A 12,588-nucleotide genomic window follows, 5' to 3' on the forward strand; every position below is an offset into this window, starting at 1 on the left:
TGCGGCGGGCATGGGTATGGATCGAGGAAAGCAGGCGGCGGTTCTGTCATGAGGGTTGCCCTGAAGGCATACGCCGCTCTCATGCTGGTGCAGGGTGCGCTCTGGTCCAATTCGGCGCATGCCGACTGGCGCGATGATATCGGTACGTTCCGCATCGGCATCGTTGCCGAGCCAGGCGCCGGCAACACCGTTCCGGGGCTGGCTCGGTTGACCGACGCCTATACCAAGGCCTTGGGGATGAAGGTCGAGATTGTCGTTGCCCGCGACTATGCCGCGCTGATCGAGGCGCAGGCCAATGCCCGCATCGAATACGCGATCTATTCGGCGACCGCCTACGCGACGGCGTCGCAACGCTGCGGATGCATCGAGCCGCTTGTGGCTCCGGTCGATTTTGACGGCGCGATCGGCATCCGCTCCGTTCTGCTGACGCGGGACGGCAAGCTGCCTGATCTGGCGGCAATGGAAAGCCATCGCATTGCCATGGCCCCTTCGGACAGTGTCGGCGGTTCTCTGTTGCCATTGGCGGCGTTGACAGCGGAAGGCCGCAGGATTGCGCAAGATGCACCATTTCTGGTCCATGCCGAGTCGGCTGCGGCGGCGGAAACGATGCTGCTCGATGGCAAGGCCGATGGCCTGTTCGGCTGGGTAACGGCCGCTGCCGACGGCCAGCCGGAAGCATCTGGCGCTCAAGCGTCGGGCACTCAAGCCATGGGCACGCAGGCATCGGGCACCCAGGCGAGGCTCGAAGCGGCGGGGCTTTCGGCAGCCGCGCTTCAAGTCGTCTGGAAGTCGGGCCTGCTGAGATATGGTCCCCACGCCGTCCGCAGCGATCTCGACCCGGAAGCCAAGCGCCGGCTCACCGTCTTCCTCACCAACCTCAAGTCGATGACGCCAGACATCTACGATCTGTTGGAATCGAAGCATTCCGGTGGTTTCGCTGTCGTGACGCCAAAGGATTACGAGATGGCCGCCGCTGTCGTGCGCTTAGTCTCGGGCATTGGTCCGCGGCAATAACGCGACGCTTTGGAGCCGTTTGCGCACGGCTCAGCGGGTCCGGTTCAACAGTCGCCGCAAGGGATCGTCACGCTTCTGCGCGGACGCAGATAGTAGGATTCGCCCATCGTCAGGGCGTTGAAAGCCGAGGTCAATCCAAGCTTCTGTTGGTTGCCCGCCGACCAGGTGATGACCGGCTTGTAGCCGAGCGTGCTGTCGACGCGGATGAGGAAGGTGCCGGCGACCTTGAGTTTTGCTGGAACCGTGGTGGTGGTGGGGCCAGTGCTGGCGACGCCATTGACCAGCTTGCGCGACCACACCACCTGCACCAGCGGCGTTGCGTCGGTCGTGACCTGTATGGCCGTGATGGTGATGCTCGGGACCGAGCGGTTGTAAGGCTGAAGGGTGACGGCGCCGATCGCCATGATGGCGTCGATGTCCGCCTTGACGACTGTCGTCTGCTGGGTGACGAGATCAGCCACCATGCTGCCGAGACGACTGACCTTCTTGCTGGTCTCGATGGCTTGAGACGCCTCCATGGTCATGAAGTACAAGGCCAGCAGAAGAGGCACGATCAAGGCGAATTCGACTGCCGCAACACCACGGCGATCGGACCCGAATCGAATTGCCTTGCGCCAAATCCCTGAAGTCTTGAGATGTGCCCCCGCACGCATCATGCCCATTGCCCTTTTCTTTTACTGCTCGCGCATCCGCGTCGAACTCAATTGTCGAACGGCTCGTTCTGCCAAGTTACCGACGCAAAATGCAGCGTCTTGTTACCGCCGATCGACTGGGCAAGCAGATCGGTCATGATCGGCCATTTGTAAAAGACCCGCAGCATGTTCTTCGATTCCGCAGCACCCGCCGTAACAGCAAAAGACTGGTTGGCGCCGCCGTTCGTCAGGACGACTTGGCCAGCCTGAATCTTGAAGCCGGCCGAGGCGGCGGCGGCGAACGTCGTATATTGGCGGAGATCCACGTCCAGTTGATTGGGACAGTCCTGCGAGACGATGATCTCCAGTTTGTTGCAGATCATGTTCTTCAAATTGTCTCCGGCGACGTCGGCCGCCCTTAGCTGGCCGGTGCGCAAGCGGCGCGCGACATCGTCGGTGATGTTGGACAACACTTCCTGGCCGGCAAATGCGATGCAGCTTTCCAGAATGGCAAAGACAAGCAGGGCGAACGGGATTGCAAGGATTCCGAATTCAATTGCCGTACTGCCGCGCCGGTCGCGAAGGAAGCGAGCGAAAAATCTTGGGCGTCTCGCTTTGTGCTCGTCTGAGGAGCCGAATTCCTTGCTCATGTCTGATCCTGCCGATCTCTATGCGGTCTCGGAAGGCGTATTAGCGCAAACCAATTGAGGCCCGGTTTGAATGATCGTTAAAGTCGTCGATGGCGTCTTAACCAGCCGATAACCTGGACGGCGTTCCACCGCGCCATCCTATCGGGTGCCGTTCATCTCAGCCTCGGAGGATTTCTCCGCATCACTCTTATAGGAGCTTTCGCAATAGGGCGTGCAGGACATGGTCTGTATTTCTGCACGGCGATAGATACGCACCGACGAGGCGGCCTGCCGCACGACGGTAACCTGTTCGTCGACGATCGGGCTGCCGTCCGTATCGAGCACGACCAGATTGGTGACGCCGAAACCCTTGCCGGTCAGCACGATCGTCGACGCGTCCTGTACGGAAGCGTCGGCGATTGCCGGATTGCCGACCACGATCGTATCGGCGGGACGCGACAGTTTGACGATCTTGGCCTGGTTCATCGTGACCTCGATGCCGGCACCGGCCAGGGCGGGCGCCACGAAGCTCGCGGCGGCGAGAAGCGCAGCAATCACGATTGACGATCTCGGCTGGGCCATTGAGGCGCTCCACGCAAGCAGACTGATCAACGGAACATGAACGAGATTGGTGAACCAACGGTTAAGCGGACACCCCAGCAGAAGGGTGCGGGGTGCCAACTTGATTGCCGGCATAACGCAATCTCCCCGCCATCGACCCCGGGAAACGGAAGGGGCCGGCGGGCATTTAAACCGAGGTTAACCACGCAATATGTTCGACCCGGGAAAGGAATCGGTAAGGCTGTTTATTAAGCCGATCGAAAGAGCTTCTCCCTAGATTGCCAGTATCCGATCAACCATCACAGAAGTTGACGGAAGTGCTGTAACACCGTGGAGTAGGAGCTCTCGAATGTCTAATCTCATCGCACGTTTTGTGAAGGACGAATCCGGCGCGACCGCTATCGAATATGGTCTGATCGCCGCTCTCATCGCGCTTGCCATCATCACCGGCGCCGGCGCGCTCGGCAATGCAATCAACAACCGCTTCCTGATCATCGGCAACGCCGTCAACAACCCGACCGGCAGCTGATCCGCCGTATCGCTACGCGTTCAGATTGCGTTCTGGAAAAGGGCCGCCACGTGGCGGCCCTTTTCTATTGTTGTCAATATCATCCGTCTTTTCGTTCCGGGCCTCATCAATCGTTAATCGAAGATGGCTAGATTGAGCCCGGTGAAATCGGACAATAGGCATAGCGCCGATGCTTGAAGCCCTGATCTTCGTTGTGTTTCCGTTCTGCATGCTGTTTGCCGCGATCTCCGACATGCTGTCGATGACGATCGCCAATCGCGTGCCGGTGCTGCTTGTTGTTGTTTTCGCGCTGGTTGCCCCGCTGACGGGTATGGAATGGAGCGCCTATGGAGGACATATCGCCGCCGGCGCCCTGGTCCTGGCCGTGACGTTCGGCCTGTTTGCAATGGGTGGCATGGGCGGCGGCGACGCCAAGCTGCTGGCCGCCTCCGCGATGTGGATGGGTCTCAATATACATCTCGTCGAATATCTTGTGGTCTCGACAATCATCGGCGGCCTGCTGACGCTCGCCATCCTCCTCTACCGGAAATCGCTGCTTGCGGCCGTCACCGGCGGAAATCCGTTTCTGCGCCATTTCGCCGAAGAGGCAAACGGCGTTCCCTACGGCATCGCGCTTGGCCTTGGCGGGTTGCTGACCTATCCGGATTCGCCTTTGATGGTTTGGGCGCTGACCAGGCTGGCGTCCTAAAGACGATCCGATTTCGGTTGTTTATCAGCATTGCCGCGGCCGGCTTCCAACAACGCCGGACCGGCCTTTTTTGACCGCTCGGGCCACATTCCGGCTAATTTATGTAAACGTTAAATTAATCACGATCGTAAGCATTACATTAACCTTGTTTTGACGATTGCCGCTGCAAAGTCCGGCCTGGCTACGTGGTTTGCCAAGGCAAGGGTTCGGACAGATGCCAGCATCGCGATTGATAATTCTGAGCGTGGCGGTGGCCGCGGCGGGTGGTGCCGGTTATGTCGCGAAAAACATGGTGGTACCGCCGCCCCAGATCGTCGTCGATTCCGGCCCCCAGGCGCCGGCGGTGTCGCTGCAGGATGTGCTTGTGCTTTCGGGCGATGTCCAGATGGGCAGCCCGCTCGAAAAAAACATTGCCTGGCAATCCTGGCCAGCCGACGGCATCAACGCGAATTTCATCACCCGCACCGCCGAGCCAGAGGCGCTGGAAAAGCTGAAGGGTTCCGTTGCCCGCGTGGCGATGTACGCCGGAGAGCCTCTGCGGCGTTCCAAGCTGATCGGCGAGGGGCAGAGCTTCATGTCGTCGATCCTGCCTTCCGGCATGCGGGCGGTCGCCACCGCCATCTCGGCCGACACGTCGGCCGGCGGCTTCATTCTTCCGAACGACTACGTCGATGTCATCATGACCCGCAGGGGCGATGCCAGCGGCGGCGGCGCCACCAGTTTCAACACTGAAACCATCCTCAAGAACATCCGCGTGCTGGCGATCGACCAGACCATTCAGGAGGACGAGGAAGGCAAGAAGACCAGGGTGGGCCAGACCGCCACGCTGGAACTGACACCACGTCAGGCTGAGATCATCACGGTTGCCCAGCAGATGGCGGATCGCCTGACCCTGGCGCTGCGGGCGGTCGCGGACACCCAGGAAAAGAACCTGGGCGAGGCCGACTATCTCGTTTCCGGCAATGGCCGCAGGGGAACGGTGAGGCTGATCAAGTCGGGCGAAGTTTCCGAAGTAGGGGCAAGGAAATGAGGCTAAGTGGTAAACTGCCGGCAATCGTGGCCGCGGCATTCGGCCTGCTGCTCATCGGAACGAACGTGCAAGGCGTCGTCGAGGCAAAGAACGCCCACGTCACTGCATCGACGGCCACCCAGCGCGTCAAGCTCGGTCTTAACAAGTCGGTGGTCATCGACCTGCCGAGCGATGCCTACGACATTCTCGTCGCCAACCCGGTGGTTGCCGACGCGGTGACCCGCACCGCAAGGCGCATTTATCTGTTCGGTAAGTCGGTCGGCGAGACGAATATCTTTGTCTTCGGCCCGAATGGCGAGCAGATCGTCAGTTTGGATCTGGCCGTCGAACGCGACGTTGCCGGCCTTGAGGACTATATCAAGCGCTTCATTCCGACGTCGGCCATCAAGGTGGAATTGCTGAATGACAACGTCGTACTGACCGGAACGGTCGACACGCCGCTGGACGCAAAACGCGCTGTCGACCTGGCGACGATCTTCGTCTCCGGCGGTGAAGCGACGACGGGACAATATTCGCAGACCGCGGCCGGCGGTTCGGCCCAGAGCGGTGTCGACATCAACAATCCGGACCAGGAGCGCCGCACCAGCAAGATCGTCAACCTGCTTCAGATCATCGGCGACGACCAGGTCACGCTGAAGGTGACGGTCGCCGAAGTCAGCCGCTCGGTGATGAAGCAGCTCGGCGTCAACATGGTCGGCAGTGGCGGCAGCAACGGCATTAGCTACGGCGCGGTCAGCGACAATTTCACCGGCCTCGGCAAGCAGCTGTCGAATTCGGGCTTCAACATCGGCGCCTCGGGGCTGCAGGCCTATATCAACGCCATGGAGCAGTCCGGGGTCATGAAGACCCTGGCTGAGCCGACCCTGACCGCCGTGTCCGGCGAGAAGGCGACCTTCAAGGTCGGTGGTGAATACAACATGGTGAGCGGCGTCTCCCAGAATGTATCGACCGACAACCAGACCGGCCTGAAGACCTACAGCGTCGACAAGATCGAGTACGGCATCGGTCTGGAATTCCAGCCGGTGGTGTTGTCTCCCGGCCGTATAAGCCTGAAAGTCAGAACCTCGGTTTCCGAGCCGACGACGGAGGGGTCGGTTTCGTTTTCCAGTGGCGTGACCAGCCCCGGCATGAATGCCCTGTCACTGCGCAAGCGCCTTGCCGATACGACCGTTGAACTGCCCTCGGGCGGCTCCATGATGATCGCCGGCCTGGTTCGCGACGATGTCAGGCAAGCCGTCAACGGGTTGCCAGGGCTGACAAAGATCCCGGTGCTCGGCGCGCTCTTCCGCAGCAGGGATTTCGTGCGCAACGAAACAGAGCTGGTGATCATCATCACGCCGTATCTCGCACGGCCCGTGGCACGCAACGACCTTGCCAAGCCGGACGACAATTTCAACGCTGCCAGCGATGGCGCCGCCATGTTCCTTGGCAGGGTCAATCGCGTCTACGGCACCATGCAGACTGACAAGCCCAACGGCCGTTACCATGGCGTTGTCGGCTTCATCTACAAATAGGCGGGAGCGGATATGTCTCAGTCAGCATTGAAGGCAAGCACCAGCGCCACGACGATGCCGTTTGGCCGTTCGCGGATTTGCGGGCGAGCCGTTCCGGTCCTGGCAATTGCGTTGGCGGCGCTGCTGTCCGGCTGCGCCAATCGTGACAGCGTCACCGTCGGCGCGATTCCGGATGATTATCGCACCAATCATCCGATCGTGATCGCGGAGAAGAACCAGAAGATCGATCTGCCTGTCGGCGCCGGCGATCGCGGCATGACCGGATCGCAGCGCGACACGCTTCTGGGCTTCCTCGACAGCTATGACAAGAGTGCCGCCCCGACGCTGACGATCCAGGTCCCGAGCGGGTCGGCCAACGAGGTCGCCGCGACGGCGGCCGCCCGCGATTTCGCCCGGCTCGCGGTCGCCGCCGGTGTCAAGCGCAACCGGGTCGTCGTCACCTCCTATCAGGCCGCCTCGAGCGAGGTCTCCTCGCCGGTTCGCGTCTCCTTTGTCTCGGTGAGAGCCCAGACCGACAAATGCGGACGCTGGCCAGATGACCTGGTCAATACCTCGGAAAACAAGCACTATGCCGACTTCGGTTGCTCCTATCAGAACAATCTCGCCGCCCAGATGGCCAACCCGGCCGATCTGCTCGGCCCGCGCAAATCCACCGACATCGATGCCGAGAATCGCGGCGCGGTGATCGATGTCTACCGTCAGAGGGGCATCTCGGGCGATTTCCTTGGCAATTCGGAAGTAGACTACTGAGCCGCCGTCTCGGACAGAACAGGCCACGCGAAAGAGTATGACCATGAGCAACCTTGCCTACGACGCCCCGGTGGATGGCAGCGATACTTCGCAGCAGGACATCGCCGCGATGCAGGCATTGCGGCCGATCCCGCGCATCTCGATCCAGGCATTCTGCGAGACCGAGGGCGTTGCCAATCCGGTCGAGCGCGCCGGCGAGGACCGCCGCATGACGAAGGCGCATCTCAAGGTCCATATGGGCGGCGTCCCCACAGCCATTGAATTCTATCAGTCGGCGCCAACGCCCAACCTGATCCTGCTGGAATCGCGCAGCGAGCCGAAGCAATTGCTGGAGCAACTCGCCCAGCTCTCGGAATATTGCGATCCGACCTCGAAGGTGGTGGTGATCGGTCATTACAATGATGTCGGTCTCTACCGTGAGCTTATCCGCTCCGGCATTTCCGAATATGTGATCGCGCCTGTGTCGATGGCTGACATCGTCAGCGTGGTGTCGTCGATTTTCATTGATCCGGAAGCCGAGCCGCTCGGCCGCTCGATCGCCTTTATCGGCGCCAAGGGTGGTGTCGGCTCCTCGACGATTGCCCACAATGTGGCCTGGGCGATGTCCTCCTTGTTCAAATCCGAGGTGGTCGTCGCCGATCTCGACCTCGCTTTCGGTACCGCCAACATCAATTTCGATCAGGATCCGGCGCAAGGCATCGCTGAAGCGGTGTTTTCGCCGGAGCGCATCGATGAAGTCTATCTCGACCGTCTGCTGACCCAGTGCGCCGAACACCTGTCGCTGCTGGCAGCCCCTTCGACGCTCGAACGGGTCTATGACTTCGATCCCGAAGCCTTCGCGCAGCTCATCGACACCGCCCAGCGCAGCGTGCCGCTGCTGGTGCTCGATATTCCACATGCCTGGACGGGCTGGACCAAGAACACGCTGATCAAGGCCGACGAGATCGTCATCACGGCGACGCCGGAACTGGCCAATCTGCGCAACACCAAGAACATGGTCGACATGTTGAAGCGGCTTCGTCCCAACGACCCGCCGCCGAAGCTGATCATCAACCAGGCCGGCGTTCCCAAGCGCCCGGAGATTTCACCGTCCGATTTCGCGGAGCCGCTCGGCCTGTCGCCGATGTCGGTCATTGGCTTTGATCCGTTGCTGTTCGGCAATGCCGCCAACAACGGGCGCATGCTTGGCGAAATGGATGCCAAGAACTCGGTTGTCGCGATGATCAACGAAATCGCGCATGTGCTGACCGGGCGCAGTGAAATCAAGACGAAGAAGAAAGCTGGCCTCGGCAACCTGCTTGGCAAGCTCTCGCGCAAGAAGAAGTGACGTTTCAGCGGTGGAATCGGTAGCAGATCATGTTTGGTAAAAGAGGCAGCGACGACGGAAACCGGTTCACGCCGGAATTTCGCCAGCCGGCACCGACCCCGGTTGCGCCGGCGGCCGCAAGTTCTGCGGATACGGCGGTGCTTGCCCGCCCCGCCGCGCCTTTGCCAAGCGCACCTGTCGCGCCACCGGCGCGCCGCACAATCGAGGCGCCGCCATCGGCGCCGGACCTGAAGCGGGTCCAGCGCGAAAAGAGCGAATCCTACTACGACACCAAGAGCCAGGTTTTCTCCGCGCTCATCGACACGATCGATCTGTCGCAGCTCTCCAAGCTTGATCCCGAAAGCGCACGCGAAGAAATCCGCGACATCGTCAACGACATCATCGCGATCAAGAATTTCGCGATGACGATCGCTGAGCAGGAGGAACTGCTCGAGGACATCTGCAACGATGTGCTCGGCTATGGGCCGCTCGAGCCGTTGCTGGCGCGCGACGACATCGCCGACATCATGGTCAACGGCTCCAAGAACGTCTACATCGAAGTCAACGGCAAGGTCGAACAGACCGGCATCCGCTTTCGCGACAACCAGCAGCTCCTCAACATCTGCCAGCGCATCGTCAGCCAGGTTGGCCGCCGGGTCGACGAATCCAGCCCGATCTGCGACGCGCGTCTTCCCGACGGCTCCCGCGTCAACGTCATCGCACCGCCACTCTCCATCGACGGTGCCACGCTCACCATCCGCAAATTCAAGAAGGACAAGCTGACCCTCGATCAGCTGGTCAAGTTCGGCGCCATCTCACCGCAGGGAGCCGAAGTTCTCAAGATCATCAGCCGTGTTCGCTGCAACATCGTCATCTCGGGCGGCACCGGCTCGGGCAAGACGACGCTGCTCAACTGCCTGACCAACTATATCGACCGCGAAGAGCGCGTCATCACCTGCGAGGACTCGGCCGAGCTGCAATTGCAGCAGCCGCATGTCGTGCGCCTCGAAACCCGCCCGCCCAATCTGGAGGGCGAGGGTGAGGTGACGATGCGTGACCTCGTCAAGAACTGCCTGCGCATGCGTCCCGAGCGCATCATCGTCGGCGAAGTGCGCGGACCCGAGGTCTTCGATCTTCTGCAGGCGATGAACACCGGCCATGACGGTTCGATGGGAACGATCCACTCGAACAGCCCGCGCGAATGCCTGAACCGTATCGAATCCATGATCGCGATGGGCGGTTACTCGCTGCCGCAGAAGACCGTGCGCGAAATCGTCGTCGGCTCCATCGACGTGATCATCCAGGCGGCGCGCCTGCGCGATGGATCGCGTCGCATCACCCACATCACCGAGGTGATCGGAATGGAAGGCGACGTCATCATCACACAGGATATCGTCCTCTATAACATCAAGGGCGAGGACGCCAGTGGCAGGCTGCTGGGAGAGCATGTGTCGACCGGCATCGGTCGTCCGCATTTCTGGGACCGGGCTCGCTATTATGGCGAGGAGCAGCGCCTCGCCACTGCGCTCGAGGCGATGGAGAAACGCGCTGACTGACGGCGTGAGGGTTCTGGCCAATGTTTGGAATTGACGGCACAGTACTGGCGTTTGTCGTGCTCGCCGGCTTCAGCGCCGGCGCGGTCGCCTATGCATTTTTGTTCACCCGGATCAGCAACGAGAAACAGGTCGGCAAGCGGCTTGAAACGATCAAGTCGGCCGAGACCGATCGCTCCGTCGTCAAGGCCTCGCGCGACCGCGTGGCGGAAGCCGCCAAGCGGCGCAAATCGGTTCAGGATTCACTGAACGAGCTCGACGCAAAGCAGAAAACCAAGGACAGCGTGGTCAAGAAGCCACCGCTGAAGGCCCAGCTCCGTCAGGCCGGCCTGAAGACCACCGTCGAGCGCTTCTATGTATACTCCGCCATATGCGGTCTCGCTTTGACGATAGCTGCCTTTGTGGCCGGAGCGCCGATGGTCGTTCTGCCTGGCGTGCTGCTGGCCGGCGCACTCGGCCTGCCGCGCTGGTTCGTCTCGTTTCGTCGCACCCGCCGCGTCAAGGCATTCCTCAACGAATTTCCAAACGCGCTCGATATCATCGTGCGCGCCGTCAAATCCGGCCTGCCGCTGAACGACGCCGTGCGCCTGATTGCCAACGAATCGCCCGAACCGGTGAAGACCGAATTTCGTCGTATCGTGGATTCACAGCAGATGGGCCTGTCGATCCCCGATGCCACCTTGCGCATGCCCGAAACCATGCCTTGCACGGAGGCAAGCTTCTTCGGCATCGTCATCCAGATTCAGTCTCAGGCTGGCGGCAATCTGTCCGAGGCGTTGGGCAACCTTTCGCGCGTGCTTCGCGATCGCAAGAAGATGAAAGCCAAGGTCCAGGCACTGTCGATGGAAGCAAAAGCGTCCGCCGCCATCATCGGCGCGCTGCCCTTCATCGTCGCGTTTCTCGTCTACCTGTCGAGCCCAAACTACCTGATGCCGCTGTTCGTCACCAGTGTTGGACACCTGATCCTTGGGTGCTCGGCAGTCTGGATGTCGATCGGTATCTTTGTGATGCGCAAGATGATGAACTTTGAAGTCTAGGATGCTGGCATGACCGACCAAGTCATCAAATCCCTGACCGATCCGAGCTTCCTGATCGCGTTGCTGGTCGCCGTAGCGGTGTTTGCGACCGTGTTCACCTTGCTGCCGGCGTTTGGCGGAAACCAGCTCAAGTCACGCATGAAAACGGTCGCGCTGGAACGCGACGAACTGCGCGCCAAGCAGCGCGCCCGGCTTGCCGTCGAGGCAGATCGCCGTCGTAAGGGCCTGCGCGAGGAACAGTCAGTTGGCATGCGCAACATTGTCGACCGGCTGGATCTGAGGCGCGCGCTTGCCGATGAGGGCACGTTGCAGAAGCTCAAGGTGGCCGGGTTTCGCGGGCAGAACCCCCTGACGCAGTTTCTTTTCTTCCGGCTCGTGCTTCCTTTTGTCGGCTTCGCGCTGGCCTCGATCTACATTTTCGTGCTCGGAGGACTGCCCGACAAACCGTTGGTCATCCGGCTGTTCGTTTGCATCCTCGTGGCCTATGCCGGCTTCTACGCTCCGGTCGTCTACGTCAACAACCGCGCCACCAAGCGCAAGCAGTCGATCCAGATGGCATGGCCGGATGCGCTCGATCTGATGCTGATCTGCGTCGAATCGGGCATGTCGGTGGAAGCAGCCCTGCGCAAGGTCGCCGACGAGATCGGCGCCCAGTCGGTGGCGCTGGCGGAAGAGTTCATCCTCACCAACGCCGAGCTTTCCTTTCTGCAGGAGCGCAAGCAGGCCTACGAGAATCTGGCAAGCCGCACCGGCCTGGAATCGGTCAAGTCGGTGTCGCAGGCACTCGTCCAGGCCGAACGTTACGGCACGCCGGTGGCGCATGCACTGCGCGTGCTGGCCGCCGAAAGCCGCGACATGCGCATGAACGCGGCGGAGAAGAAGGCTGCGGCCTTGCCGCCGAAGCTCACCGTACCGATGATCCTGTTCTTCCTGCCGGTGCTTTTCGCCATCATCCTGGGCCCCGCCGGCATTCAGGTCAGCCAGCGCGGCATCTTCGGCGATCGTTCGGCACCATCATCGACCGCGCAATAGAGGCGAGGCTCGTCCCGCATCACAAATGACGAAGCCGCGCTGAACGCAGCGCGGCTTCTTCATTTCAAGGTTGTCGCGGATGGTCGTCTAATGCATGTCGCCCAAAAGTGCGCAGCGGTTCATGCATGAAACAAAGACTTAAAGCACGTTCGGAGAGACGGGCTCTAGAGCGGTTCACGCTTTGATGGAATCGAAGGGGATTCCCGATTTGTCGGTTGTGTGATTCAAGATGCTGGCTGGGAATGGAGGCCAGCATCTGATGACCCGACCTCTTTCCAATGATCTTCGCGAGCGGGTTGTAGCGGCGGTTTTG

The 12,588-nt window shown here is 60.8% G+C and carries 14 protein-coding genes; 10 read left to right on the forward strand and 4 right to left on the reverse strand.

The window, feature by feature from the left end; all coding sequences use genetic code 11:
• Window positions 1–48: 48 nt before the first annotated feature.
• A complete protein-coding gene (locus AC1DZU_RS04695; protein WP_477282133.1) occupies window positions 49–1,014 on the forward strand; it encodes a phosphate/phosphite/phosphonate ABC transporter substrate-binding protein in 966 nt (321 codons plus the stop codon).
• Window positions 1,015–1,058: 44 nt separating this feature from the next.
• Here the strand turns inward: AC1DZU_RS04695 and AC1DZU_RS04700 are convergent, their stop codons facing one another.
• The 3 genes from AC1DZU_RS04700 to AC1DZU_RS04710 all read right to left on the reverse strand — a co-directional run bounded on the left by AC1DZU_RS04700 (window position 1,059) and on the right by AC1DZU_RS04710 (window position 2,857).
• Window positions 1,059–1,670 (reverse strand): TadE/TadG family type IV pilus assembly protein, encoded by a 612-nt coding sequence (locus AC1DZU_RS04700; RefSeq protein ID WP_477282239.1) that lies wholly within the window; start codon window positions 1,668–1,670, stop codon window positions 1,059–1,061.
• Between the two features lie 44 nt (window positions 1,671–1,714).
• The gene (locus AC1DZU_RS04705) at window positions 1,715–2,296 is read right to left on the reverse strand and encodes a TadE/TadG family type IV pilus assembly protein (protein ID WP_477282136.1); all 582 of its coding nucleotides are present in this window, start codon (window positions 2,294–2,296) and stop codon (window positions 1,715–1,717) included.
• Window positions 2,297–2,434: 138 nt separating this feature from the next.
• A complete protein-coding gene (locus AC1DZU_RS04710; RefSeq protein ID WP_477282138.1) occupies window positions 2,435–2,857 on the reverse strand; it encodes a pilus assembly protein N-terminal domain-containing protein in 423 nt (140 codons plus the stop codon).
• Between the two features lie 328 nt (window positions 2,858–3,185).
• Between AC1DZU_RS04710 and AC1DZU_RS04715 the strand changes: the two genes are divergently transcribed.
• The 9 genes from AC1DZU_RS04715 (at window position 3,186) to AC1DZU_RS04755 (ending at window position 12,275) form a co-directional block, all read left to right on the forward strand.
• Window positions 3,186–3,365, forward strand: coding sequence for a Flp family type IVb pilin (locus AC1DZU_RS04715; RefSeq protein ID WP_477282140.1), 180 nt, complete (start codon window positions 3,186–3,188; stop codon window positions 3,363–3,365).
• Window positions 3,366–3,534: 169 nt separating this feature from the next.
• A complete protein-coding gene (locus AC1DZU_RS04720) occupies window positions 3,535–4,053 on the forward strand; it encodes an A24 family peptidase (RefSeq protein WP_477282142.1) in 519 nt (172 codons plus the stop codon).
• Between the two features lie 214 nt (window positions 4,054–4,267).
• Entirely contained in the window at window positions 4,268–5,083 is an 816-nt protein-coding gene (gene cpaB / locus AC1DZU_RS04725; RefSeq protein ID WP_477282144.1) for a Flp pilus assembly protein CpaB, read from the forward strand.
• Entirely contained in the window at window positions 5,080–6,597 is a 1,518-nt protein-coding gene (locus tag AC1DZU_RS04730; protein ID WP_477282146.1) for a type II and III secretion system protein family protein, read from the forward strand. Before cpaB ends, AC1DZU_RS04730 begins: the two co-directional genes overlap by 4 nt.
• A gap of 12 nt (window positions 6,598–6,609) precedes the next feature.
• Entirely contained in the window at window positions 6,610–7,347 is a 738-nt protein-coding gene (locus AC1DZU_RS04735; protein ID WP_477282148.1) for a CpaD family pilus assembly protein, read from the forward strand.
• A 43-nt stretch (window positions 7,348–7,390) separates the two neighbouring features.
• Window positions 7,391–8,674, forward strand: coding sequence for a CpaE/TadZ family protein (locus tag AC1DZU_RS04740; protein WP_477282150.1), 1,284 nt, complete (start codon window positions 7,391–7,393; stop codon window positions 8,672–8,674).
• Window positions 8,675–8,703: 29 nt separating this feature from the next.
• Window positions 8,704–10,209, forward strand: coding sequence for a CpaF family protein (locus AC1DZU_RS04745; RefSeq protein WP_477282153.1), 1,506 nt, complete (start codon window positions 8,704–8,706; stop codon window positions 10,207–10,209).
• Between the two features lie 20 nt (window positions 10,210–10,229).
• On the forward strand, window positions 10,230–11,243 hold the full coding sequence (locus tag AC1DZU_RS04750) for a type II secretion system F family protein (RefSeq protein ID WP_477282155.1): 1,014 nt from the start codon (window positions 10,230–10,232) through the stop codon (window positions 11,241–11,243).
• 9 nt (window positions 11,244–11,252) lie between these two features.
• On the forward strand, window positions 11,253–12,275 hold the full coding sequence (locus tag AC1DZU_RS04755) for a type II secretion system F family protein (protein ID WP_477282157.1): 1,023 nt from the start codon (window positions 11,253–11,255) through the stop codon (window positions 12,273–12,275).
• A 64-nt stretch (window positions 12,276–12,339) separates the two neighbouring features.
• Here the strand turns inward: AC1DZU_RS04755 and AC1DZU_RS04760 are convergent.
• A partial coding sequence (locus tag AC1DZU_RS04760; protein ID WP_477282159.1) for a hypothetical protein occupies window positions 12,340–12,588 on the reverse strand: 249 nt, incomplete at its 5' end.

The organism is Mesorhizobium sp. P2_A12, from assembly GCF_056405075.1.